Annotated in this window: 23 protein-coding genes and 1 pseudogene; 19 read left to right on the top strand and 5 right to left on the bottom strand. The window is 38.1% G+C overall.

Going from position 1 to position 25,061, the window contains the following annotated elements:
• Positions 1 to 72 precede the first annotated feature (72 nt).
• Both AC1D69_RS16905 and AC1D69_RS16900 read right to left on the bottom strand, forming a co-directional pair.
• Positions 73 to 1,185 carry a DUF4179 domain-containing protein gene (locus AC1D69_RS16905; RefSeq protein WP_495457312.1) on the bottom strand — a complete coding sequence of 371 codons (1,113 nt, stop codon included), beginning with the start codon at positions 1,183 to 1,185 and terminating at the stop codon, positions 73 to 75.
• Positions 1,182 to 1,748, bottom strand: a complete 567-nt coding sequence (locus AC1D69_RS16900; protein ID WP_495457311.1) for a sigma-70 family RNA polymerase sigma factor — start codon at positions 1,746 to 1,748, stop codon at positions 1,182 to 1,184. Before AC1D69_RS16900 ends, AC1D69_RS16905 begins: the two co-directional genes overlap by 4 nt.
• Before the next feature lie 132 nt (positions 1,749 to 1,880).
• Between AC1D69_RS16900 and AC1D69_RS16895 the strand changes: the two genes are divergently transcribed.
• The 5 genes from AC1D69_RS16895 (at position 1,881) to AC1D69_RS16875 (ending at position 7,663) form a co-directional block, all read left to right on the top strand.
• A complete protein-coding gene (locus AC1D69_RS16895) occupies positions 1,881 to 2,561 on the top strand; it encodes a response regulator transcription factor (RefSeq protein WP_495457310.1) in 681 nt (226 codons plus the stop codon).
• Complete coding sequence (locus AC1D69_RS16890) at positions 2,536 to 3,522, top strand: sensor histidine kinase (RefSeq protein ID WP_495457309.1); 987 nt, start codon at positions 2,536 to 2,538, stop codon at positions 3,520 to 3,522. Before AC1D69_RS16895 ends, AC1D69_RS16890 begins: the two co-directional genes overlap by 26 nt.
• 79 nt (positions 3,523 to 3,601) lie before the next feature.
• Positions 3,602 to 4,360 (top strand): ABC transporter ATP-binding protein, encoded by a 759-nt coding sequence (locus tag AC1D69_RS16885; protein ID WP_495457308.1) that lies wholly within the window; start codon positions 3,602 to 3,604, stop codon positions 4,358 to 4,360.
• Positions 4,357 to 6,426, top strand: coding sequence for an FtsX-like permease family protein (locus AC1D69_RS16880; RefSeq protein WP_495457307.1), 2,070 nt, complete (start codon positions 4,357 to 4,359; stop codon positions 6,424 to 6,426). Before AC1D69_RS16885 ends, AC1D69_RS16880 begins: the two co-directional genes overlap by 4 nt.
• Positions 6,427 to 6,685: 259 nt before the next feature.
• Entirely contained in the window at positions 6,686 to 7,663 is a 978-nt protein-coding gene (locus tag AC1D69_RS16875; protein WP_495457306.1) for a ring-cleaving dioxygenase, read from the top strand.
• Between the two features lie 236 nt (positions 7,664 to 7,899).
• Here the strand turns inward: AC1D69_RS16875 and AC1D69_RS16870 are convergent.
• Positions 7,900 to 8,295, bottom strand: a pseudogene (locus AC1D69_RS16870) (DUF2871 domain-containing protein).
• Between the two features lie 49 nt (positions 8,296 to 8,344).
• Complete coding sequence (locus tag AC1D69_RS16865; RefSeq protein WP_495457305.1) at positions 8,345 to 8,839, bottom strand: hypothetical protein; 495 nt, start codon at positions 8,837 to 8,839, stop codon at positions 8,345 to 8,347.
• A 301-nt stretch (positions 8,840 to 9,140) separates the two neighbouring features.
• On the opposite strand from AC1D69_RS16865, the gene hemH reads away from it, so the two are divergent.
• The 14 genes from hemH to AC1D69_RS16795 all read left to right on the top strand — a co-directional run bounded on the left by hemH (position 9,141) and on the right by AC1D69_RS16795 (position 24,470).
• Entirely contained in the window at positions 9,141 to 10,172 is a 1,032-nt protein-coding gene (hemH, locus tag AC1D69_RS16860) for a ferrochelatase (RefSeq protein WP_495457304.1), read from the top strand.
• Positions 10,173 to 10,325: 153 nt separating this feature from the next.
• Positions 10,326 to 11,324, top strand: a complete 999-nt coding sequence (locus AC1D69_RS16855; RefSeq protein WP_495457352.1) for a phosphotransferase — start codon at positions 10,326 to 10,328, stop codon at positions 11,322 to 11,324.
• Between the two features lie 55 nt (positions 11,325 to 11,379).
• Entirely contained in the window at positions 11,380 to 11,955 is a 576-nt protein-coding gene (locus AC1D69_RS16850) for a DUF305 domain-containing protein (RefSeq protein ID WP_495457303.1), read from the top strand.
• Positions 11,956 to 12,223: 268 nt separating this feature from the next.
• Positions 12,224 to 13,000: a CPBP family intramembrane glutamic endopeptidase gene (locus AC1D69_RS16845; RefSeq protein ID WP_495457302.1), complete on the top strand. Its 777-nt coding sequence runs from the start codon at positions 12,224 to 12,226 to the stop codon at positions 12,998 to 13,000.
• 436 nt (positions 13,001 to 13,436) lie between these two features.
• Positions 13,437 to 13,955, top strand: a complete 519-nt coding sequence (locus tag AC1D69_RS16840; protein WP_495457301.1) for an ATP-binding cassette domain-containing protein — start codon at positions 13,437 to 13,439, stop codon at positions 13,953 to 13,955.
• Between the two features lie 125 nt (positions 13,956 to 14,080).
• Entirely contained in the window at positions 14,081 to 15,373 is a 1,293-nt protein-coding gene (gene hcp, locus AC1D69_RS16835; protein ID WP_495457300.1) for a hydroxylamine reductase, read from the top strand.
• A gap of 171 nt (positions 15,374 to 15,544) precedes the next feature.
• The gene (locus tag AC1D69_RS16830) at positions 15,545 to 15,904 is read left to right on the top strand and encodes a hypothetical protein (RefSeq protein WP_495457299.1); all 360 of its coding nucleotides are present in this window, start codon (positions 15,545 to 15,547) and stop codon (positions 15,902 to 15,904) included.
• A gap of 631 nt (positions 15,905 to 16,535) precedes the next feature.
• Positions 16,536 to 17,438 (top strand): glycoside hydrolase family 16 protein, encoded by a 903-nt coding sequence (locus tag AC1D69_RS16825; RefSeq protein ID WP_495457298.1) that lies wholly within the window; start codon positions 16,536 to 16,538, stop codon positions 17,436 to 17,438.
• A 3-nt stretch (positions 17,439 to 17,441) separates the two neighbouring features.
• A complete protein-coding gene (locus tag AC1D69_RS16820; RefSeq protein ID WP_495457297.1) occupies positions 17,442 to 18,635 on the top strand; it encodes a glycosyltransferase family 2 protein in 1,194 nt (397 codons plus the stop codon).
• Between the two features lie 292 nt (positions 18,636 to 18,927).
• Entirely contained in the window at positions 18,928 to 19,929 is a 1,002-nt protein-coding gene (locus AC1D69_RS16815) for a Gfo/Idh/MocA family protein (protein ID WP_495457296.1), read from the top strand.
• A 12-nt stretch (positions 19,930 to 19,941) separates the two neighbouring features.
• The gene (locus AC1D69_RS16810; protein ID WP_495457295.1) at positions 19,942 to 20,859 is read left to right on the top strand and encodes a helix-turn-helix domain-containing protein; all 918 of its coding nucleotides are present in this window, start codon (positions 19,942 to 19,944) and stop codon (positions 20,857 to 20,859) included.
• Between the two features lie 25 nt (positions 20,860 to 20,884).
• A complete protein-coding gene (locus AC1D69_RS16805; protein WP_495457294.1) occupies positions 20,885 to 21,973 on the top strand; it encodes a Gfo/Idh/MocA family protein in 1,089 nt (362 codons plus the stop codon).
• A gap of 669 nt (positions 21,974 to 22,642) precedes the next feature.
• On the top strand, positions 22,643 to 23,194 hold the full coding sequence (locus AC1D69_RS16800; protein WP_495457293.1) for a sigma-70 family RNA polymerase sigma factor: 552 nt from the start codon (positions 22,643 to 22,645) through the stop codon (positions 23,192 to 23,194).
• Complete coding sequence (locus AC1D69_RS16795) at positions 23,181 to 24,470, top strand: DUF4179 domain-containing protein (protein ID WP_495457292.1); 1,290 nt, start codon at positions 23,181 to 23,183, stop codon at positions 24,468 to 24,470. Before AC1D69_RS16800 ends, AC1D69_RS16795 begins: the two co-directional genes overlap by 14 nt.
• 89 nt (positions 24,471 to 24,559) lie before the next feature.
• Here the strand turns inward: AC1D69_RS16795 and AC1D69_RS16790 are convergent, their stop codons facing one another.
• The gene (locus AC1D69_RS16790; protein WP_495457291.1) at positions 24,560 to 25,045 is read right to left on the bottom strand and encodes a hypothetical protein; all 486 of its coding nucleotides are present in this window, start codon (positions 25,043 to 25,045) and stop codon (positions 24,560 to 24,562) included.
• Positions 25,046 to 25,061: the final 16 nt, after the last annotated feature.

Here is a 25,061-nt window from a genome sequence, read left to right as displayed (position 1 = left end):
ATTTTAACAGAGCCAAAAAAAAAGAAGAGAAGGACTGCTATGTAGCATAGGCAGTCCGATCAGAAGATCATGTTACTTTTTCAAATCAATAAGAATGTTTGGTAATGCAAAACTTTCTTGTCCTACACCGGATTTCTGAGGTATCGGAATTTGCTTCGATTCTCCACCTCTGTTCATTTCTACAGACCCATGATTTTCAGAAGTGTAACTTCTTAAAGTGACATGAGGGGTTACGATCAGCTGCGTTGCATTGGGGTCCAACTTCTGAAATGTTTTACTCCAGCTCATATGATAAGAGTCTTTACCTGTTCCACCATTGCCTTCACCTGAGTATCTATTTCCTAAATTATCTTTGATTTCTAATACGACATCTACATCATGCCATGTGCTACTTACCTTCTCTGAAGCCTCTATATCGTAATACATAGTAAAGGACATAGGGGTGATGGCTAACTTTCCTATCGTTACTTTTACGCCATCTTGTTCTGTACCTTGATGAATTAATTGGATTTTGTTACCCGTAGATTGTAGAGAAAAATTGAAATTCCAATCCCCCATGATCTCTTCCTGCGTATCGTGTTGAATAATATTTTCTAAATTCCAATGGATATACACGGTATCTTCTCCATTCTTCGATGGATCAGTAGCATGAAATAGACCTACATAATGATGTTCATCCACTTTTACAATCTTTGAGTTTGCTACCATCCCTTTGGATTCTTTGAATTTCGGAATACCATGGATGTATAGGTTTTCGCCCAAATCTCGTTCACTTTCAATAGAATAAGCTAATGATAAGGTATTCCCATCATAAATGGCATCATTTATCGTTACTTTGATACCCTCACTTTCTTGCGTCAAATTCATTTCGGTGGAATACTCTTGATAATGATCATAAAGATGATTACCTGTGCTTTGATGATTGAAAAAACTAAAAATATCTCCTATCACTGGAATGTTACTTGCATAAGCAGGGAATGTTATCCCGAACGTTGTACATGAGAGAACGATGATCATGGAAGCGACAGCAACATTCCTTTTCCAACTCTTCGTTTCTTTCATGTTATTTATTGATTGTTTAAGAGCTTTTTTAACTTTTTTCGTTTCAAGTTCATTGACTTCGATTTCATCAAATTCAGTTATGTCTATGTTTGAATCATTTAATAGTTCATAGATATCCTTCATATTCCGGTCTCTCCCAACATAAGGTTCGTGGCGTTTTTACTAAGTTTCTTTTTGCCTCTATAGATTCGATTATCGATCGCGGCTCTGGTGATTCCGAGTTTAATTGATATTTCGTCTGTATTTAAGCCTAAGAAATACTTCATGATGAAAATATCTCGATCAAGCGGCTCCAGATGATTGATTAACTCGATGAGTTCAGTTCTGTCTTCAAGTAGAATAAGTTCATCTTCTGCTGATCTTACGGCATTAGCATCCATATAATCTGAGGAAAAAGATATGTCTTTACTAGCTTTTCTGTAATAATCTATCGATTTGAATTTGGCGATGGCACATATCCACTTTTTAAAATCAGTTGAATCTCCATGGAACTTGTGTGCGTTGTTCCAGATGGACAGAAAAATATCGTTGATACATTCTTCCATGATTCCTTTGTTTTGAAGTGGAGAGAGTACTTTGAATGTGATACCTTTGATTAATGGCAAGTACGTATCAACGATGAATTCTAATGCATCTTCTTCATGGGTCTGTAATCGTTTAATGAAATTTGTATCATTAGACTTCATGGTTGGATTCCCCTTATTTTTTTGTAAAAGCGCCTTTACACTTTATACAACGTATTGAAATTGTTTTTCTCTCACATTACAAAAAATAGGGTTTAGTATATAGTAAGGTAAGAATTCTTGGAGGCTGATTATATGGACAAAATATTTGTCATTGAAGATGACATCAAGTTGCAAAAATATATCAAAAATTATTTGGTTGCTTATGATTTTGAAGTGGAGACGGTTACAGACTTCGACCAAGTGATTGAAGAGGTAGAGGAAGCAAACCCTGATCTGATTCTATTAGATATCAATTTGCCGAAATTTGACGGGTTCTATTACTTAAGAGTCCTAAGGAAGAAGTATAATACACCGATCATCATTCTGTCTGCGCGAAGCGAAGAGGGGGAACAAATTCGAGGTATGGAGTTAGGGGCAGATGATTACGTTACGAAACCCTTTAGCGTGGGAATACTTTTAGCTAAGATTAACGCCATTCTCAGACGCGTGTCTAAGCGGGATAAAGAAATGGATTACACGGTCGGGGATTTGAAATTATTGAACGAAAGTATGAAGCTACAGTATCAAGAAAAGATCATGGATTTAAGTAAAAACGAATATCGAATTATGAAAATGTTCATCAGTAAGTTGGGTGAAGTGGTTACGCGTGAAGAGTTACTTGAGGTGTTATGGGATGAACAGGTCTTCGTGGATGATAATACATTAACCGTAAATATAACAAGAGTAAAGAAGAAGCTTAATGATATCGGATTAGATCATATGATTACGACAAAAAGAGGGGTAGGCTATGTCTTTCATTCAACTGATGGTTAACCTGCTGAAAGTGAAATCAGGCGTTATTATGATCTATGCTGTAAATACGTTTCTCCTTATTTTGTTGTCCTATTTGCTATATGGATATGACCAATTCTTATACCCAGTCAGTATAAGTATATTCATTCTAGTCGTGTACCTAATCATTGCAGGTTTTAAGTTGTACGCGTTCACTAAGAAAATGGATGAAGCCAAATCCAGTCCACTTATAGAAGTGGATGAGCTAAGAGTGGAGGACACTCTGATCTTTGACACCATAAATGACATACATGATAAATATAATCAACATATCTATCAAATGAACAGTGCATTCAAAGAAAGAAACACCTTGTTTTCTCAATGGATTCATAATATGAAAGTGTCCATCTCCATCATTGCATTAGCGTCAGAGAAGGGTTCTGAAGATGCTATTGAAGATATTAAAGAAGAGAACATAAAATTAAAGCAGAACCTTGAAGAGTGTTTAAACGTGTTACGACTCGATGACTTCTCCCGAGATTATATGCCGGAAAAGGTCAATATACATAGCATCGTTACTCAAGTGATTAATACCAAGAAAAGAGATTTTATCTATCAAGGTGTGTATCCCAAAATAGAGATGGACCCGAGTTTAGAAGTGTATACAGACCAGAAGTGGTGTAGTTATATCATAGAGCAAATCCTATCCAATGCGATTAAATACAGTGAGAAGAATCAGAATGTTACGATTACGAGTCTAGTTAAGAACGATGAAATATCATTGATTATCAAAGATCATGGTGTTGGAATTGCTAAAGAAGATTTACCACGTGTATTTGATCCATTCTTCACAGGGAAGAATGGAAGAAGCAATAGTTCGGCAACTGGAATTGGGTTATATATGGTGAAATATATTTCACAGAAATTAGGTCACGGTCTCCATATTGATTCACAAGAAGGAGTAGGAACAGAAGTGACGCTTTCTTTTCTTTCAAAAATGTAAGGTTACGTAAGGGAAATGCATTAGAAAAAATGCACTTCTTATCTATACTTCTCTTATAATTCAATGAGGAGGAAAAGAATTGGACATTATTACAATAGCCCATTTAGTAAAAATCTATAATGCATACAAGGGTGCAAAGGAAGTAACGGCTATCGATCAAGTGAATCTTTCCGTAGAAAAGGGTGATTTCGTAGGCATCATGGGCCCAAGCGGCAGCGGGAAGACAACCTTGTTAAATATTTTGTCAGGGGTAGATAAAGCGACTTCGGGGGAAGTCATCATAGACGGGAAAGATATTACGAAATTAACCAAAGATGAAATGGCTTTATTCAGAAGAGGAAAAATAGGCTACATATTTCAGGACTTTAATCTACTGGACAGTTTAACCTTACAGGAGAATATTGCGTTACCGCTCATCTTGGACAAGTTAGCACCCAAAGAAATAGAGGACAAGATTAACCCACTTATGAAGTTCCTAGGGATCTATGATTTGAAGGATAAATATCCTTACCATATCTCTGGAGGGCAGAAGCAAAGAGTGGCAGCGGCACGTGCGATTGCTAATGAACCTGTAGTTATTTATGCAGATGAACCAACAGGGAATTTGGATTCTAAATCTGCCAATAATCTAATGAATACCATCCGATCATTGAATGAAGAACTACATAGTACGATACTTATGGTTTCACATGATCCTTTTGCAGCGTCATTTTGTAAGAGAATTATCTTCATTAAAGATGGAATCATCGAGATGGAGATTAGGTCTTCCGGAGATCGGAAATCATTTTTCGATAAAATATTAGAAGTGCAAAGTGTGATCGGAGGGGAGAGAACATGACCTTCTCTTCGATTATTCACAAGAATTTCATCTATAATTTCAAGAAATACATGTCTTTATATTTTGTGAATACGCTAATTGTAGCTATTTTGTTCATGTTTGGAAGTTTGTTTTATAATTCAGATGTATTGGAGCAAGTCGGCGAGACTACGCTTTATGAAACCATTAAGACGGCGCTACTATGCGTTGTATTATTTTCAATTGTGTTTATTACGTACAGTAATGTCACCTTCTTGAAGTACAGAGGGAAAGAATTCGGAATGTATATCACTTTAGGGATGACAACGAAGGATTTAACGAAATTACTGTTGATCGAAAATACAGGGATTATGGTTATTTCAATCGTGTCTGGGCATATCGTTGGTGGGCTATTTGGAAAGCTATTTTATTTGGGGTTAAACAAAATGGTGATCGGAGATCCAATAGCATATGAGTTGAATGGACAAATTCTTATATTAAGTATTGGTGTATTTTTATTGATATTTATATGTAATTTTATCTTTAACATCTTTTATCTAAGAAAAGCTTCTATTGTAGATATTCTTAAATCTTCAAGTGAAAAGGGTATTGGAAAAAGTGATATTGTATTAGGCGTAATTGCGATCATCTTATTTGTTGGATCAGCTTATTTATTGCCCAAAATGTTACTTGAAGGATTATTTATGAATCAGTCCTATATGATGATTGTGTTCGTTGTCTTAACGCTAACCTGTCCATATGTGATTGTTGGAACGATGTTCGTAGTATTGAAATCAGTGATTAAGAGATTTAAGAGAACGTATAATACACACTTGATCGTATTATCCAACGTATCTCATCGATTTCTATCCTACAAAACCACTCTGTATATGGTCTCCCTATTAATTGCAGGAGCTCTGTTCTTTATTGGTATGGTCTATGCGATGTATGCAACAAGCGAAGATAATAATGATCGGGATAATCCATTTGATGTCATGTTTGTAGAGACGAATCAATTCAATCACATGAATGCCAATGCCATAGAGGAAGTATTCAAGAACAATGCGAATACCATCGAAGAGAATAAGACGTTAGAATTTATCGAATTACCAGAGTTCCGTTCGCATGAAGGTGCAATGGTTCTCTGGGATGACCGTTCCATGCTAATAAGTGAAAGTCATTACAACGATCATATGGGTACCCATTATGAAGTAGCAGTTGATCAAGCGCTATCTGCTAGAGTATATGAACAGAATATGGATTATGAAGTGCCTGATACGCTGATTACAGCAATGAATACGAAGTCTATGGATGATAACCTTAGATCAAGGATGAGTAAAGAAGCATTAATCCAGATTTTAAACAAAGAGCTTTATTTTGAATACAATACGGGCGATTTCATTGAAATAACAGAACCATTTATTAATAATGTGCGTAATAAAGTCAATTATTATGGGACTGCCCTTGTTGTGGATGATCAAATCTATGACCAATTAAAAAATAGAATAGGCGCAGAGCAAGTGAAGATCCTTCATCTGATAAAAGGGGATGTTAACGAGCAAGGTTATCAATCTTTGCTAGCTGAATTACGTAATCGGAATGGTTTAGACTCAACCTATTGGACAAGGGACAGACAAGATAGTATGGATGATTCTAGCACGGAAAGAGCAGAATTAGAGGGTTTAAAACCATTTTATAAGAAGGAATTACTCGAAGAACAACTTGAATCTAGTGGTTTAACATTCTTTATCGTTATGTTTCTAGGTGCTTTGTTTGCGATCGCCTCTGGTGTCGTATTGTTTCATAAAGTTTTATCAGATATAGACGATCAGAAAGAAAGTATTCTTTCCTTAAAAAGGATCGGTGTCACAACGAAAGAAATCAAGGGCATAGTTTCAAAAGAGTTATTTATTACTTTCTTCTTCCCAACCGTTTTTGGATTAGGGCTAGGGATGTATTACTTTTACTTCCTGTTCAGTAATCAGCCGATGTTAATGCAATTGATAGGGAAGGCTAGCACGGTTGCGGTCGTATTTTTAGTTCTGCAAATTGGTTTCTATTATGTAAGCAGAAGAAAGTTTTTCTCGGAACTGAATAAATTATTATAGTGTTACAGACATATAAATAAGCCTAAAGACACTAACGATTACGTTAGTGTTTTTGGCGACTTGGCAAAAGTGTTAGCCTATATTCCAAAGGATATTTACTTCGAAAAGAAAAAGAATATTCTTTTCTAGTGACATGAAGTATTTTTCGTGATACAATATCTCTAAGTTAAGAGTTATTAATTTAAGGTAAACGCATAATTTGATGAGTTCACCCCAACTATAGGAATAATAAATCGAGAACCCATTGGAGGAATAATAAATGAATGAATTAAAAGGAATACACCACGTAACAGCCATTACAAGTAGTGCAGAAAAGAATTATGAATTTTTTACGTATGTGCTAGGGATGCGTTTAGTGAAGAAGACCGTCAACCAAGATGACATTCAAACGTATCACTTGTTTTTTGCAGATGACGAAGGTAGTGCGGGTACAGATATGACGTTCTTCGATTTTCCTGGCATTTCGAAAGGAGTACATGGTACAGATGAAATTTCAAAGACATCCTTCCGTGTGCCAAGCGATGCATCCTTAGATTATTGGTTGAAACGTTTTGATCGACTTGACGTGAAACATACGGGAATCAAAGAACAATTTAATAAAAAGTCGCTTTCTTTTGTTGACTTTGATGACCAACAATACCAGCTGATTTCAGATGAGAATAACGAAGGTGTTGCAGCAGGTACACCGTGGCAGAAAGGACCAATTCCTTTAGAATATGGCATTACGGGTCTAGGACCAATCCATGTTCGAATCGCTAATTTTGACAATTTCAAAGAAATATTGGAGAAAGTTCTACTGATGAAAGAGATAGATCAGTCAGGAGTGTTCCATTTGTTCGAAGTAGGTGAAGGAGGAAATGGCGCACAGGTTATCGTAGAACATAATACGGTTCTTCCACAAGCTCGACAAGGCTTCGGAACCGTTCATCATGCGGCATTCCGTGTTGCAGATCGTGCTGTTCTTGATGAATGGATTACACGCCTAGATCAATTTGGCTTCCATACATCAGGGTATGTTAATCGTCACTTTTTCGAGTCATTGTACGCACGAGTTGCACCACAAATTCTATTCGAGTTCGCAACGGATGGTCCTGGATTTATGGGGGATGAACCTTATGAGACACTTGGAGAAAAGTTGTCTTTACCTCCATTCTTAGAACCTAAACGTGAGCAAATCGAGCAATTAGTTCGTCCGATTCATACGGTAAGAAGCACAATCACATTTGAAAAAGAATAAAGATGCATGTGCTATAGCATTAAGAATCGATGCAAGCATGAGGGGGATACCCCTCTTTTTTTGTGTGTAAAAGAAAAGGGACTCTTGAAATCAAGAGCCCCAGAAATAGAATATGGTGTCATTAATGTAACACCATGACCATATAGACGATCCTAAAGTAATATTGCATGTACACATTTAAAATAGAAACAACAAAGGACCGTTGAAGTGGATATTCAAGGGTCCTTTGTTGTGATTTATTTAATTCGTTTACCAAGTAGAGCTAGGAGCCAAATGATTCCTACACCAAGAATAGCATGACCAAGTCCCGAGATATGGGGCAAGAAGCTGATATCTTCTCCGTTAATTTGAAGTATGCCACGAGTAGCCATAGTACCAATCGTGATGAGTAAACCAATGTTATAGACAATGTATCACGCGCCAAAGGATTTAGCTTCATGTACTTGAAATAACTTGGCTAGGATCAGTGTAACGATAAAAAAGAGGAATCCTAACACTAGAATATGAGTATGTAGTGCTACTAAAATTGTGTTGCCACTGAAATCATTTGCTTTCGTGATTTCACGATAAGCAATGCCAGCCAGCAAACCAAGAACTGCATAGAAAAAAGAAGTGTAATATAGTTTTTTCACGTAATTAAGGATACTATCAACGGATGATAGCGATATATCTTCTCTATATTTAAAATTGTCCTGCACTTACATCGATGTCAATAGCATGTCCATCTTTAGTAGTTACATAGACTTTCCAGTCACTAGACATGACACTATCATCATTCATTGTAAATGTTCTTGACACACCTTTGCCAGCGCCAACATCAACAAATTCAAAGTCTTGATTATCTTTAAGTACTTTGAATATTACGGTTCCGGACGTATTATTATTTTTGACATATACGTTTAAATGGTTACCCATATCTGGAGTACACGAGAAATAACTCTTGAATGCGCTTCCTGAATGTTTTGCTTCTATGAGTGAACCATTGTTCGACTTATTAGTTTTATTATCTTCGACTTCTTGCGCTTCAACTTGCGAGGCTGTTTCAATTATAGGTGTGTCGATATCTTCTATTGCTTGCTCAGTAGTAACTTTCAACGCATTGTTATTGGTACAAGCTACTAAGAGTAATGATAATAGCAATGCCATTATCCAGTAGATTCTCTTATTTTTTTTCATGTGAAAATTCCCCCTTATCGAATCTAGCATACTTGAATACCCAGCAGTGTGGGCAGATGGATGTATTCCCACTCGACAACTTTACCATATATTGAATTAATTAGAAATTGGGTATGTTAATTAGGTAGAGGGATACATTCTACAGATAACTCAATTAAGATACCTATTTTTATGTGTGGCTAGATACTCTTGAAATTGTCGGAAGATCATTGGTATAGTATGGTTAGTATTTGCTGATATAGTAGACCCCCTTTAGAGCAAAATTCTGATGGGGGTCTTGAACGTATTCGGGAGGTTAATGATGAAACAAGAGAAAATTGGAGTTTTGTTGGCTCAAATTGGAACACCAAGCGAGCCGACAGCAAAGGCAGTCCGTCCTTATTTAAAAAGCTTCTTATCGGACCGACGAGTTGTAGATTACCACCCTTTACTGTGGCAGCCGTTACTACGAGGTGTTATTCTTAGAGTTCGTCCTAAACGTTCAGCTAAGTTATACCAAGAAATTTGGACGGAGCAAGGTTCACCACTACGGGTTCACGCGTACAATCAACAGGTTGGTATACAGAATCGACTAGGAGGTCAATTCCGGGTTGAAGTGGGAATGGGATATAGTGAACCGAGTATTGAGCAAGCAGTGAAGGTACTTGAAGATGAGGGAATAACCAAGATTATTGTGATGCCGTTGTATCCTCAATATTCTTCAACGACATCGGCTTCTATATATGATGAAGTCTTTTTTGCTGCCATGGGTCGTCGCCATGCTTCGGGTTCAACAGCCAAACGGTTTGTTCCCACCTTGCGATTTACGGATGCCTTTTATGATCATCCTGGCTATATTGCAGCGATGAAGCGGCATCTTGATCAACAATTACAGCTACTCCAGAATCCGCCGGATAAATTTATCCTAACATTTCATGGTATTCCAGAACGGTATGCTGCTACAGGAGACCCTTACCGTGAACAATGTTTGAAGACTGCACAATTGCTTGCAGAGGCGATGAATTGGTCTTCCAACGAGTGGGAGATTGTATTTCAGTCGCGATTTGGTAAGGAACCTTGGATTGGCCCAGCAACATTTGACGTACTTACTGATTTAGCTCATCAGGGTGTACAACGTCCGTTCTTATTTGCACCCGGGTTCGCGGTCGATTGTCTAGAAACACTTCATGAGCTAGGTATCGAAGGGCGTGAATTGTTTAAAAATGCAGGCGGACCTATTGAAAATTACACGATGGCTCCTTGTCTGAATGATCATGAATCTTGGCTAGATTTCCTTGCGGAATATGCTCTAAGTAACGCTCAAGGTTGGATAAGTGAACATACAACGACATAAGGAAAACTGAGATTCTTGCAATACATAGACCATTTAAAGTTGGATGATGGTGGCATGTTCTTATTTGTAGAGTTGCTAGATTCCCTTTATCCTGTATGAAGATCAGTGAAGATGAGAAACTACAACACATTTTGTAAAAGGGTTGATGAAATGATTGAAGCTATGATGAATCGTTATTGGCCCCAGTGGAGCGGGACGATCCAAGAGGGAACAGGCGGTTGGAATAATACAACACATATGATTAAGAATAAAGAACGAAGCTGTGTGCTGCGTTTCTATGATACACATAGGGACCGAGATAAAATAGCATTTGAGCATGCTGTGTTAGAATCGATTCAACGTAAATCGCTAAGTGTCAGGATTCCGGTTCTCGTCAAGACGGTAACGGGTGAGACCATTGTACAACTGGAGGATGGTAGTGAACGATTTGCCTGTCTGTTCGAATATATTGAAGGTGTATCTCCGAAGAACAGTAGTGCTGCCATGGCCTATTCATTTGGTGAAGTAGCAGGGGAATTGTCAGCTATACTTGCCAAGATTGATCCAAAAGTTTCACCTGCATATCGTCCGTATTATGAATTAGAGAAGTCTTATCCATTATGTACCCGAGCGGTCATCTTAGAGTTTTGCAATAATCCGCCAGAACCATTCAATGATCTAACTCGAGATTTAGTTACACTTAGCGTGGCGTACGAGGAGATCTGTGATGTGCTTGTAGGTCTAGAGGAGCTACCGCATCAGCTTGTACATGGTGATCTTAACGTATCTAACTTATTGGTACATGGGAATAATGTCGATCAAGTATCTGCATTACTAGATTTCGAATTTTGTACACTGGATGTTAGGGCGATGGAGCCAGCTGTCATCATCTCCGGACTCCTTGGTCATCAAGAAGAGATAGAATCCGTAAGGAAATTTTGTGCTGGATTTAGCAGCAGACGTGGTCTCCTTCCAGTGGAAGTTGATGCAATCCCTGTACTCATGCGTCTTCGTAAAATGGATGTATTCCTTCATTTTATGAGTCGTTACCTTAAGGGTACAGATCAACCTGAAGTGTTGCATGAACAGGTGCAGTCACTGGTTAATGATCTTAGCCAATTAGAGCTTAGTCGAACATGGATGGAAGAGGAATTAATACAGTTATGTAGTTAAGACACATGATCCTACGGGTTCACATAGACTATTCAAAAAAGGAGATTAAAGCCTAATGAATAGAACATGTAAACTAAGTCATGTGACGCAAGCCTATTTAGATGTTTTTTATAGTATTCTCAATACGATGATTAGAGATATGACAAGTGTATGCCTCACCAATAGTATCTCGAATAATTTCATTAACCAGATGATTCCTCATCATGAAGCAGCAATTAAAATGTCTAGGAATATCCTACGGTACACAACAAATTTTGAACTTCAGGGCATTGCTACGAATATTATTTCAGAACAAACTAAAAGTATCGCGAATATGAGAGCCATACAATCTCAATGTAGCTGTATAATAAATACAGATCGTGAACTTACTCTCTATATGAGCAGATTTAAGGGAATAGCGGAAACGATGTTTAATAGAATGGGTTCAGCTCCTATTACAAATAACGTGAATATAAATTTTGTGCGTGAAATGCTTCCTCATCACGAAGGTGCTGTACAAATGTCAGACAATGCCCTTCAATTCAATATTTGCCCACCACTAAAGCCCATTCTAAATGCAATCATAACTTCTCAATGCGCAGGTATTAGACAAATGCAACAATTGCTTAGATACCTCGATCATTGTTGTTAATATGATTACAATGGCTCTAGATGTCGTTAGGTAACAATAATAAAAAAAAGTTGGAACGAAACAAGAGGTACAGTGACACTGTATCTCTTTTTATATTGCATATTCATGTTAACCCTTGCTGAAGTGCTGTAAGACTTAAAGAAAATCAGCTTGAAAGGTGGAAGTTTTTCCACAATTTAGGTAATATGTTTTTGTGATATTTTGATGTTCGTAGGTTTACGTTTTGATTGTGAAAAAAAATATGCATTATAGAAGAGGAGAGAAGTCGGTGAAAGAAAATGGAGCCAAAGGACGCCCAATATTATTCTCAATCATGTTGGGCATATTGTTAACCTTATTGATATCTGTGGCATCTGCGATCGCGTCGATTATGGGCTTTGAGGATACGGGGATCATGGTCGCCCAAGCGTGTGCATTCTTCGTCATGGCAGTGATTGTTACGGTGTACATGAGAAAAAGGGACCGCACTTTAAGCATATTTGGCTTCAATAAGTTAGATATCCGTCAAGAAAATGTAACGCTTTATTATATTCCATTGCTGATTATCGTATTTGTTCAGCCCATCATGGGTGGTTTTAACCTAGAACTTAGCGTATCCCAAATCATAATAATCCTTATTTTTTCTTTCCTTGTCGGCTTTACGGAGGAATCGATTTTTAGAGGGATCATTAGAGAAAGGTTACAATCCAAAGGTCCTGTATTTTACATCGTGTTTTCTTCTATTTTCTTCGGTATTCTACATATGGCAAATGCGCTTAGCGGAAATGATATCATACAGGTGGTACTACAAATCATCAACGCACTTCTTATCGGTCTAATTCTTGCTTTACTTATAGAAACGACTCACAATATTGTTCCTTTGATCTTATTTCATTTTATGTTCGATGCATTAGCCCAGATGACGAACGCTAATATAGTGGATAAGGAAATACAGGTTGTTTCAATATTAAATATTATATATGTGCTATACGGAGCCTATTTGATTCTTGTCTTGTTACATAGGGAAAAGATGAATATCGAAAACAACCAAGTAACTGTTTATTAGTAATATCGGTCAAAATAAAAAAGGCTGCTTAGGCGCCCTTTTTTATTTTGATCGATATATAGCTAATAAAATAGAAAATGAGGTTAACCCATACATAATTAAATATTCCTTCTCCAAGGGAAAGATAAATAATTATTGGAGATGACCAGAAGATGCAAAATAAGAGTAAGCCATTTTTAGTTACACTAGAAGCATATATTGCCAAACATGCAGGAATAAATAGCATAATAAACAAGATAATTATTGAGTCAAAACTCGAACTTGCATAAGGATTAAAAAAACATACTACGATATAAGTTAGTATACTTATTACTCCACCAATAATACCTGGAATCTTATGAATACTACATACACCTCGTTTCATTAAAATAGGAGATTACCAATTATTCCTTATGGTTTTATTCTACACTACATTCACACACTTCGAACCTTATATTTGGCCATATTCAGCTCTGAGAAGCGATTTTGCTTTCTGGATTTAAAGCAAAAAAGCAGTCTTGTTCGCATCATTATCCTCTCCGCATACCGGGAGAAAAAAGGCAGTCGCAGGCTCATCAATAATAGAGCTACAAAATTAATGAAGAGAACCGGAATTGCCGAACTTGCAGATCGTGATATAACACAAGTATCTGGTGGCCAATTGCAAAGAGCAGCCATTTGTAGGGCACTTATTAATCAGCCCGAGATTCTCTTTGGTGACGAGCCAACAGGCGCGTTGAACTCCAAAGCTGCAAATGAAATCATGGAGATACTAGTGGATGTCAATCAGTCAGGGACAACGATACTACTAGTAACACATGATGCGAAAGTCGCAGTTCAAGCAGAACGTGTACTGTATATGTTGGATGGTAGCATAGCTGCTGAACATTGCCTTGGTAAATATAATAGAGACACATCAGACTTGAAGGAGCGGGAAGAGAAACTTTCATTGTGGTTGTTTGGATTGGGGTTCTAAGTATGATGAGAATGTCATCAATGGATAATTGATTCGTAGCTTGTGTGTGTAATCACACTTGGAGGTTTGGTGCTCTGTTACGCTATAGTAATGGAATAATTATCTATGTATTGGGGGATAATAATATGTTTTGTTACCAGTGTGAACAGACACCGGATGGTGGATGTACTGTGGTTGGTGTGTGTGGTAAGGATGAAACTATAGCGAGTTTACAAGATACGATGATTTTTGCTTTGAAAGGTATTGCGGCTTATGCGACACATGCTAGGCAGCTAGGATATAGCGATCCCGAAGTAGATCGAATCACTCATGAAGCTTTGTATATGACCTTGACGAATTCCAACTTTAATGTGCAGGAGCATATAGAGATGGCGATGAAGGTTGGAGATGCAGCCGTAAGGATCATGGATGTGCTGGATAAGGCGCATACGGATCGATTTGGCATTCCGCAACCCATTACAGTCAGTCAGAATAAAATTGAAGGTAAATGTATTGTAGTGACAGGTCATAACTTATATGCGCTGGAGGAACTGTTGCGGCAGACGGAGGGGAAAGGGATCAATATCTATACCCACTCTGAAATGCTTCCAGCTCATGGATATCCTGCGTTGAAGAAGTATGAGCATCTAAAAGGAAACATCGGTAAAGCTTGGTATGATCAGCGTAGACTATTTGAGAAATTTCCCGGGGCGATTCTCGCTACTACAAACTGTGTCATGCCAATTAAAGGTACGTATGCAGATCGCTTTTTCTCTTATGAGGTAGCGGGGCTTGAAAATGTTGCGAAGATTACAAATGATGATTTCTCTCCACTGATTGAACGTGCGTTGTCACTCCCTGCGGCAGATGTAGAGTCAGAGTTGGTACTCACGACCGGCTATCATCATGAGACCGTGATCGGACTCGCTCCCGAGATCATTCAAGCAGTCAAGGATGGGCATATCCGTCGCTTCTTCGTCATTGCAGGCTGCGATGCACCGGGTCAAGGAGGTAACTATTATCGTGATTTAGCGACTTCTCTGCCGAATGATACAGTCATTTTAACCACTTCTTGCGGGAAATTCCGCTTTAATGATGTAGAATATGGCACGGTCGGTGACACGGGCATTCCACGTTATATTGACCTTGGACAATGCAACAATTCTGGTTCTACTGTAAAAATAGCTCTAGCCTTGGCTGAAGCTTTTGAGTGTACCGTGAACGAGTTACCTGTCAGTATCGTGTTGTCTTGGTTTGAGCAAAAGGCAGTTGCCATTCTTTTGGGCTTGTTCAGCCTTGGTATTCAAGACATTCGGATCGGACCGAAACCACCAGAGTTCATCTCACCTGGCGTGTTGGATGTGTTGGTAGAGACATTTGGATTGAAGTTAATTACTACTGCTGAGGAAGATATGAACGCAATGTTGGCGTTATCGTAAGGTACAGATGCTATATTCAATAAAATAATACAAACTAAGCAGCCTTGATGATGATTTCTTGGCTGCTTTTAATATATGACGGATGAATGTCACAGTGAATAACATAAATAAAAAGTATAATGTAAGCGTTATCATGTAGTGCTATTTACTTTAATGTAAGGGAGTTAACCTATGAGCCTGGACAAAGTTTCATTTAGTCGGTTAGTGTTTCTATGTCTCGCTATTCAGTACGCATTAATGCACTGGTTCGCATCAGGAGAAGCAATAGTTATTACTTCCATAGAGCTCATCATTTATATTGCTTATACTTTCGTTAGTCTTGTACTATTCTTTTACAAGAGTAGACGTGTCAATGTTGAGGCGTTTACGGGTATGTTTTCACTGTTTTTCAGTGTAGTGTGGACGGTGGCCTTAATATCTCAATTCCATATGGAAAGTTATCCGAACGCATTGACCGTAATCAATTCAGTAGGAATATTTACGGCGATGGTTATGTTATTCGTAGAATTTATTAAGCTTGCCAGAGCATAACATGGTTGAAGATCGCTTTTATGTTAAGAGGTAGTAAGACATAAAATCTGTTACAAAAAAAGGGCACTAGCATATCGAGCCACTGAAAAACTTTCGGTTTTATTCTCAAGTGAACATGTAAGATAAAATAGGCGACTTTTCGTTCGATTTATGAACGGAAGGTCGCCTTTCTTTACGCTCTATTTTACTTTCTTTCTGTCATCAGACAGGCATCTTCCGCACAAATAGATTGTGTGAGGAATGCCTGAAAACCAGAATAATATATTAAGTTCGAAGTAGCGAAGAGAACGGAATTGTTCTGAAGAAGCGTAAGCGTTCGCCTTTGCCATCGGATTTCAACCGCTATAGGGGTTATACAAATCAAGAAATTTGAGGGCAACAGCGATCGTAAGGACAATCCGTTATCGTAGCAGCATCCTGCACAATGTGTGGACTTTTTCAGTGGCCTCGCATATCGCTAGTGTCCTTTTGGTTTTAATGTAAAAAAATTACTATATTCGGTGTGACCCGATTTGTAGTTGTGCTGAAAGAGCTAGCGTTAAAGTGCTCTCCATACGGCACTTTACAGTGTCTTTTGGTGATGCTAGAAAACTCTAATATAAAAGACTAGCTTTGCGCACTGAAATGGTTGATGGGCATGTTAAGAAGAAGAATATGGGTCATATTTTTTTCTATAATTCTATGCACTTCATTTGCGGGCATCTACTGCATTTATTTCATGACTTCGATTAATGAAGCATCAGTTCCCATTGCTAATTTACCTAATATGGATAGTGACAGTAAAGTATTTTTGAACGAAATGGGTGGGAATTCCCTAGTTAAGAAACAAGAGGTAAAGAACGTGCTAAGAAGGTCTACATCTAATGAAAAGAAAAAATGGGTACTGGATTGGAATGATGAATTTGATGCATTATCAACCAACAAGTGGACTCTCTTAGATGATGCCAATGGATATGGGAACAGAAGTCAGCATTATAAACCCGAGAATATCAGTATTGTGAATGGAAAGTTAAAAATAAGTATTCTTAAACAAAAGTCAGGCAAATTTGCCTATACATCAGGAGCCTTAATTACAAAAACGAAAGCTCATTTTTTGTACGGAAAGTTTGAAATTAGAGCTATGTTTCCGAAGGGGACAGGGTTCATACCCGCTATATGGATGTTACCGTCAAATGGTAGGTTATTTCCTGAAATTGATATTGCTGAAATTATTGGTCAGAATCCTAATGAACTCTGGAACGTTGTACACGATGAGAGGCAAGACAAACACGTTAGAGAATACAACATGACGACAACGGTAGACTTAACAAAGGATTATCACGTTTACGGAATCGAATGGACACCCAGCAAAATCGTATACACATTAGATGGTAAAGTTATATTCACAGGTAAGAAACTAATACCACAAGAAGCCATGTATCTATACATTAATGCAGGAGTAGGAGGTGATTGGGTAGGCGAACCGAATAAATACACGACATTTCCTAATGCAATGCTAATTGACTATGTGAGATATTATGTGAGAGAGGAATAATAAATGAGTATAGGTATGATGATCGGGATCTTACTTTTTGTACTCGTCATAGGTTTTCAATTGATGTATTTGGTGATACCGGTAATCTCTACTAATAGCAGCAAACATAGATCAGTTAATCCATATTTAGATGAGATTAAGATGACTATACTCATTCCAGCGTACAATGAAGAAAGTGTCATAATAAGTTGTGTAGAGGGTCTGAACTCATTGAAATACGATAATTACGAAGCTATTTTTATTAATGATGGATCTTCAGATCACACACTCGCTGTACTTACTTCATTACTAGATCTCGCACCAGACAATGAAACTACTCCTAAATCTCAACTGCAATACACCTCTGTTATAGAAATATACCGTTCTAAAAAATTCACGAATATGATTGTAATAGACAAGGCCAATGGTGGTAAAGCGGATTCCTTAAATGCTGGAGGAGATTACGCAACAGGTGAGGTAGTAATTACATTAGATGCAGACAGCATATTAGAATCCAATGCTTTGATACACATTAATGAACAATTTCATAATAAGAAGGTTATCGCAGCGGGTGGAATGGTTCATGTTGGGCAGATGTTTGACAGCAAAGGGATTCCAAACTTTAAGGGGAACTTTTTATTAAAGTATCAATTAACTGAATATCTAACCTCATTCTATATCCGTAAGTTTACACAATCCGAGTTAAATGTCATGTCGATCGTGTCAGGTGCATTTGGAGCTTTTCGATTAAATGTATTATATGAAATTGGAGGTTATAAGAAAACACTCGGAGAAGATATGGAAATTACGCTAAATATACAGAGGTATATAAACATGTCTAATGAGGGGTACATCATGGTGTTTATCCCTAAAGCGGAATGTTATACGGAGATCCCTGAGAATGTAAGGGACCTATTTAAACAGAAAACAAGATGGCAGAAAGGGTTCATGGATTGTTTAGTAAAGTATAGATCATCTTTCTTTAAGTCATTGGGGAAAAGGTTTACATTATTCTTATTATGGGATTCTCTGGGCATGGCTGTGTTAGGGATAGCAACGTTAATAACAGCTCCATTAATTATAGCTTATGGACGGATCACAACTTATCATATCTATTGCCTAATTATATCCCTCACAATTCAATTTTTAACAAAGGTGTTGGCGTACTGGGCTAGTGATAAGTACTGTCATGCCTATAGTCTGTCTAGTTACGGTTAAACGACTAGGTAACGTTGCTGCTAAGCACGTATAGATTTCCATACGAAGAACCTTCATTAGTCCGGATTGATCTCCGAGAATTGAGGGTTTTTTTATTCTGATAAATTCTCACATGTACAAGATTAAGTGTTAGTGGTGATAACTGTACCATCTGGAAATATATATATTTTATTATATCATTCATGTCGTAATATTGCATACATAATGTCGTATTTACCTACTAATAATGGTGCTTGTTATATGATACTTTATAGTTAGATGTCAGAATAACATATAATGGAGGCGCAAGTAAATGACCATTAGAATAGGGAAGATCAGCTTTTGGCATGTACATGCTTGGGATTACACGAAGCAAGCTCAAGAACATGAGGATACCGTTATTACTGCTGTATGGGACGAAGATCATGAACGTGGGCAAACGGCTGCTGACAGCTTAAATGTCCCATTTTACCATTCGCTTGATGAGTTATTTGCACAAAAGGATATAGATGCCGTCATTGTAGATGCTCCAACCAACATGCATAGAGATGTTCTGGTTGCTGCTGCCAAAGCGGGTAAACATATCTTCACAGAAAAGGTTATTGCCCCAACACTACAAGAGGTCAATGAGATTATGACAGAGGTTGCCCAGAATGAAGTGAAATTTACAATCTCCTTACCTCGTTTAAATGATGGATACACATTAACCATACAAGACATTTTAAATCAAGGGTTACTCGGAGAGATTACTTACGTTAGAGTTCGCTTATCCCACAATGGTGCTATTTCCAACTGGCTTCCTGATCATTTCTTTAGTCTGGAGCAATGCGCGGGGGGAGCTTTAATTGACTTAGGATGCCACCCCATGTATTTAACGAAGCTTTTCTTAGGTCAAGATGTGACCGGTGTAAGTGCAAATTTTGGTTATGTCACAGGTAAGGAAGTGGAAGATAATGCAGTAGTAACACTATTTACAGATTCGGGAGCGATTGGTGTAGTGGAAGCTGGCTTCGTCAATAGTCATTCACCGTTTACCATTGAAGTTCATGGGACCGAGGGGACTCTTCTATACGGCACGCCAGAGGATAAGCTTCTTCTCAGATCCAACAAGTCAACGGATAGTGAACAAGACTGGACAGAAATTCCTCTACATACTAATCGTGAAAGCGCATTCCATCAATGGGTTAATCATATTAAAGATAATACACTCGCAATCGAAAATCTTAAAATGGCTGTAGAGCTTACGCGATTAATGGAAGCAGCGAATCGCTCGGCTAAAGAAAGTCGTGTTATTCGGTTAACTGAACTTGTTTAGGAGGATTTAACGTTGAGTCACTTTCCATATGAGATGATGTTTGAGAAGCCGGATATGCTTGAAAGATTGGATATTTCGATTTCTTGGGGTCATTACGAGATTACAGTTCTTACTTTTCATTTGACGTCCTTTCCACCGGGAAAAATCATTGATTTCCATAATCATTCCGAATTTGAATTTCATTTTATTCCACGAGGAAAGGGTGAAGTCATCCTTGGCGATCTAAGCTATCCTCTATCGGAGGGAATGTTCTATTTAACTGGACCGGGTGTTATGCATCGTCAAGAGGCGGATTCAGAAGAATCGATGGAAGAACTGTGTCTACATGTTGATATTCAAGACAAGATCAGGGATGAAGTAGATCCTTGGGAGGTTGTTGAAGCCGAAGCCTGTGTTGAGAAGCTAAGGCAACTACCGCCGATACCCGCACAAGATTATCACAGAGCGATGAAGTGTTTTCTTGAAGCTTATGAAGCTTGTGATGGGAAGTTGACGGGATACTATACCTCTATTAAGCATCTCGTCATCAGTATTTTATTGAAGGCAGTAAGAGCTTATGATTCGGATGAGTTGGTTACAGAAGCACCAGTCAGAGATATGTTAACTTATCGATATCATTACGCTATTCAGTATATTGAGGCGAATCATTCTGGAACGGTTACCTTAGAGAATGTAGCAGAAAAGCTGAATATTAGTTCTAGGCAGTTACAACGCGTATTTAAGCATGTTAATGCAGAAAGATCCTTCAGCCGAGTTCTGGAAGACATACGATTACAAGGGGTTTGTCGCAAGCTTGAAGAAAGTAGTGATCCCATAGAGCAAATCGCGCAATCAGAAGGGTTTACGAACGCTACGTACTTGCATACTGTTTTTCGCAAAAGGTTTGGTATGACACCAGGAAATTATCGACTTGTGAAGCAAATCAATTAAAAATTAGAAGCGAGGGTGAAATGATATGAGTAAAGTGTTTCGTGTAGGAATCATCGGTTGTGGTGGAATTGCAAATGGTAAACATCTTCCAAGTCTAAGTAAGCAAAGCAAGGTAGAGCTTGTTGCCTTTTGCGATATTATTAAAGAGCGGGCTGAAGAAGCAGCGAGTAAATACGGAAGTGATAACGCTGTGATCTATACGGATTATGAAGAATTGCTAAAAGATAGTTCTATTGATATTATTCATGTTCTTACGCCTAATGACGCTCATGCGGATATTTCTATTGCTGCGCTAGAAGCTGGAAAGCACGTTATGTGTGAAAAGCCAATGGCCAAGACAGCAGCAGATGCCAAGAGAATGGTCGAAGCCGCCAAACGTACAGGTAAGAAACTAACGATAGGATATGACAATCGATATAGGGAAGACAGCTTGTATTTGAAAAAAGTATGTGAATCAGGGGATCTTGGTCATATCTACTATGCAAAGGCACATGCAATCAGACGAAGAGCTGTACCAACATGGGGAGTTTTCCTCGATGAGGAGAAACAAGGGGGGGGCCCTCTTATTGATATCGGAACCCATGCGCTGGATCTAACTCTATGGATGATGGATAACTATAAGCCCCAAATCGTTCTAGGCACTAAATATCATGAACTTTCTCAAAAGGAAGATGCTGCGAATGCTTGGGGACCATGGGATCCGAAGAAATTCACCGTTGAGGATTCGGCATTTGGGATGATTGTGATGGAGAATGGGGCAACGATTATGCTGGAAGCAAGCTGGGCGCTCAATTCACTTGATGTGGATGAAGCCAAGTGTAGCTTAAGTGGGACTGAAGCAGGCGCCGATATGAAGAATGGACTTCGTATTAACGGAGAGAAATATAGCCGTCTGTACACAAATGACATTGAACTTGGTGCAGGTGGTGTTGCCTACTATGAAGGAAATGCAGAGAGTGCACCTGATATAGAATTGAGAATGTGGATTGAAGCGATCGAACAGGATAAGGACCCGGTTGTAACTCCTGAACAGGCCTATGTTGTTTCTTTAATACTAGAAGCTATCTATGAATCTGCACAAACAGGTAAGGCTGTGTATTTGAACGAGAAGTAGAGATATGTATTCGTTATGAAGGGCACTAGCCTTGGCGAGGCCACTGAAAAAGACCCTACTAAATTGAGACCTATACATCTAAGGAGTCAGTTGTAGCTACGAGGAATATTTGAACTTTCGGCCGCTGTTGTCTCCATATTTCTTGAATTGTACCGCTGTTAGCGGATGAAATCCGGAGACAAAGGCGGTCGCTATCGCTCCTACAGTTTCAAATTTCCCCTTCGCTACACTCCTCTAATGTTTTTAATTTATAAAGGTCTTTTAGAAGGCCATGAGAACTCCATTTCAGGACACCCTTCCTCGAAAAGATCGAGGAAGGGTGTCCTGTTTTGCTTTGCTGTATAATAAATGTATTAATTCTAGGTGAGACTCGGATGATTCCAAACCAACAATTCCTCAACCTCAGTCAATCTCAAAAGAATATTAGTAAAAAGCATGAGAATATACATAAATAAAGGTGAATTCTTACTCGAAATGGAGTGAAAATTCGCCTTTATCTATTTTGCCACTTTTACAGATTCGTAACGAACAGGTTTTTCAGTTGTCTCGCCCATGGCTAGTGCTTTTTTTTTCGTGAATGGGAACACTAGCAATGGAATATATTTATTTTTGAAGAAAAATGAACTTTTTACTAGGGTCATTACTCTTATAGGGGAGAGAGGTGAAGAAATGAATGTCGTTCGGTTGGTGAAAAAGGCAAAAAGGGGAAATAAAGAAGCACTACTTCAACTCATTATGGCTGAGAAAGACGATTATTATAGGCTTGCTCTCACCTATACGGGGAATGCACATGATGCGATGGATGTAATGGAGGAAATGATCGTAAAATTATACGAAAATATCGATCAGCTTAAGAAAGAAGAGGCTTTTTACAGTTGGAGTAAGACCATCTTGGTGAATCGTTGTAAAAGTTATCTTCTTAAGCGGAACAAGCTGGTGTTATTTGATGATTGGAATGCTACGAATGAGAAGGGAATAGACAATGCCCCGATTATCGATCCTTACCGTAATAGTGATCAACAGATGGATATACAAGCCATGCTATTACTTGTCAATGAGTATCAAAAAGAAGCGATTCAACTAAAATACTTTCATGATTTCGACTATCAGACCATAGCTGAGATGACAAATGTATCGATTGGGACCGTTAAGTCAAGGGTGTTTCAAGGGTTGAAAATTCTAAGAGATCATTACAGGGGGGATGTAGATGAAAACAGTTGAGGAACAATTAGCTGAAGAGAAATTACGTGTGGATGCCATAATAGCACCAGAAGAATTAGAAATGAGATTAAAAAATGCTTTAAACACAGCTACACCCAAAAGATCGAAACGAATAGCCCCGATATGGAAGATCGCAGCAGTCGTATTGTTGGTCACCGTGATAACCGGAAATAACTACAATGCTTTTGCTTATTATGGCAAGAAACTTTTAGGGTTTGATGACGTAATTCATGGCACATTACAACAACTAAACGATGAAGGTATGGGTCAAATGATAGATAAAAAAACAACGTTAGAAGACGGTACAGATCTTATCATTAACGGTATCATATCGGACGCCAATCAATTCATCATGTACTACACACTAACCAATTCAAATGGGCTAGAGGAGCACAATGTTGACCTGTTTAGACCTTTAAACATAAGTGGGTTTTTAACGGATTCAAATGTAGGAGGTGGCGAATCATTAATTAATGAGAATCATACGGAGATCAAAGGAACATTGTCGTTCGATAGTGTAAGTCCGTTTGCAAAAAAATTAACGGTGCACTTTTGGCAGTCCCTACAGAACGGTCAGATGTCAGAAGGGACGATTACTTTTCCTTATAATCCAAATAAGGCTATGCAAACTCAGATTAAAAAGTCTCTCAATAAGAAGGTTAAAGTTGATAAAGGTACGATAACATTCAAGTCGATAACAGCTACACCAACAATGACAATGATCGAGGGATCCATGAATGTCGCAAACTTTGATAGAGGGGATACTACTTATGAAGGAATAGAATTAATTGCTAATGGAACACCAATTGAATTAATGGGTAGCGGCACGCAATCTTCACTAGGTAGGAGAACATTTGATATCCGCTATGATACATTGCCCAAAGAGTTACATTCACTTGAATTAGTTTTTAAAGAGTTTATTGGATACCAAAAGCTAGAAGAAAAGCTGTCCCTCGCTTCGATGGGCAATGAACCATATATACTAGAAGGTAAAAAATTATGGGTAAAGGATGTGTCAAAGACATCACAAGGATTAGAAATAACGATCGCTACAGATGATGATGTCATGCTTGACGGTGTATCTATAGCAACAAAAGATGAGATAACGCCACTAAATACAACAATAAACCAAAAAAATGTAGAGCAACAAGACGGAAGTATATTGAAGGAACGTACTTTATTATTTGATACACCCATTCAACCAGAGGAACTATTAATAGAAGGTATGCACTATATGAAAGTTTACAATAAAGTGATAGAGATACCCGTTGATTAATTTGATATGTGAAGGTTGTAGTTAACAAACAGGACACTAGCAATTCGCTAGCGTCTTGTTTGTTTTCGATTGAGTATGTGCGGCATCTATTATTTTTGAAAGCTCGATTGATATAGTATAGTACCCTCTTTAGATAAACCAATTAATTCGGCGTTATCGTATTTCCATTTCAAATACCAAAAGGGTTGGTTCGGTCCAAGTAAAGTAGCTTCAATCACATCGCCGTTATCTTTCTTTAATTGCACTTTCACAATGTTGAAGTCTTTTATTTGTCCGAATAAAATTTCGTCATCTGCTCCTTTATTTACAATGCCAAAGGTAATCCCGTCATCAGAAGTAAATTCATTGGAACTAGTAATGGACCAGCTATTACCCTCGGGTGATAACACGGCGGCACCAACGTTCTGTTTCTCACTGAATATAACGACGAGTCCCTTATCTGTCTTTATTTCATGTAATATTTCGGCGTTAGGATGATTATCCTTAAATACTTCTATATATGTTCTTGTTCCACAAGCAGATAATAAAGTTACTATTATCACTAGACATATCATTGGCAACGCATAAATTCTCATACATCTACTGCCCCCT

The organism is Paenibacillus sp. Y301 (assembly GCF_059445505.1).
This window is presented reverse-complemented; position numbering and strand designations above follow the sequence as displayed.

Bases quoted from the DNA above. Each gene is read 5' to 3' on its own strand.
- AC1D69_RS16850 (WP_495457303.1), top strand. From the start codon at position 11,380: ATGAATAGAACATGTAAACTAAGTCATGTGACGCAAGCCTATTTAGAT.
- AC1D69_RS16800 (WP_495457293.1), top strand. From the start codon at position 22,643: ATGAATGTCGTTCGGTTGGTGAAAAAGGCAAAAAGGGGAAATAAAGAA.
- AC1D69_RS16820 (WP_495457297.1), top strand. From the start codon at position 17,442: ATGAGTATAGGTATGATGATCGGGATCTTACTTTTTGTACTCGTCATA.
- hemH (WP_495457304.1), top strand. From the start codon at position 9,141: ATGAAACAAGAGAAAATTGGAGTTTTGTTGGCTCAAATTGGAACACCA.
- AC1D69_RS16900 (WP_495457311.1), bottom strand. From the start codon at position 1,748: ATGAAGTCTAATGATACAAATTTCATTAAACGATTACAGACCCATGAA.
- AC1D69_RS16865 (WP_495457305.1), bottom strand. From the start codon at position 8,839: ATGAAAAAAAATAAGAGAATCTACTGGATAATGGCATTGCTATTATCA.
- hcp (WP_495457300.1), top strand. From the start codon at position 14,081: ATGTTTTGTTACCAGTGTGAACAGACACCGGATGGTGGATGTACTGTG.
- AC1D69_RS16790 (WP_495457291.1), bottom strand. From the start codon at position 25,045: ATGAGAATTTATGCGTTGCCAATGATATGTCTAGTGATAATAGTAACT.
- AC1D69_RS16895 (WP_495457310.1), top strand. From the start codon at position 1,881: ATGGACAAAATATTTGTCATTGAAGATGACATCAAGTTGCAAAAATAT.
- AC1D69_RS16890 (WP_495457309.1), top strand. From the start codon at position 2,536: ATGTCTTTCATTCAACTGATGGTTAACCTGCTGAAAGTGAAATCAGGC.
- AC1D69_RS16875 (WP_495457306.1), top strand. From the start codon at position 6,686: ATGAATGAATTAAAAGGAATACACCACGTAACAGCCATTACAAGTAGT.
- AC1D69_RS16805 (WP_495457294.1), top strand. From the start codon at position 20,885: ATGAGTAAAGTGTTTCGTGTAGGAATCATCGGTTGTGGTGGAATTGCA.
- AC1D69_RS16905 (WP_495457312.1), bottom strand. From the start codon at position 1,185: ATGAAGGATATCTATGAACTATTAAATGATTCAAACATAGACATAACT.
- AC1D69_RS16795 (WP_495457292.1), top strand. From the start codon at position 23,181: ATGAAAACAGTTGAGGAACAATTAGCTGAAGAGAAATTACGTGTGGAT.
- AC1D69_RS16880 (WP_495457307.1), top strand. From the start codon at position 4,357: ATGACCTTCTCTTCGATTATTCACAAGAATTTCATCTATAATTTCAAG.
- AC1D69_RS16815 (WP_495457296.1), top strand. From the start codon at position 18,928: ATGACCATTAGAATAGGGAAGATCAGCTTTTGGCATGTACATGCTTGG.
- AC1D69_RS16830 (WP_495457299.1), top strand. From the start codon at position 15,545: ATGAGCCTGGACAAAGTTTCATTTAGTCGGTTAGTGTTTCTATGTCTC.
- AC1D69_RS16825 (WP_495457298.1), top strand. From the start codon at position 16,536: ATGGGCATGTTAAGAAGAAGAATATGGGTCATATTTTTTTCTATAATT.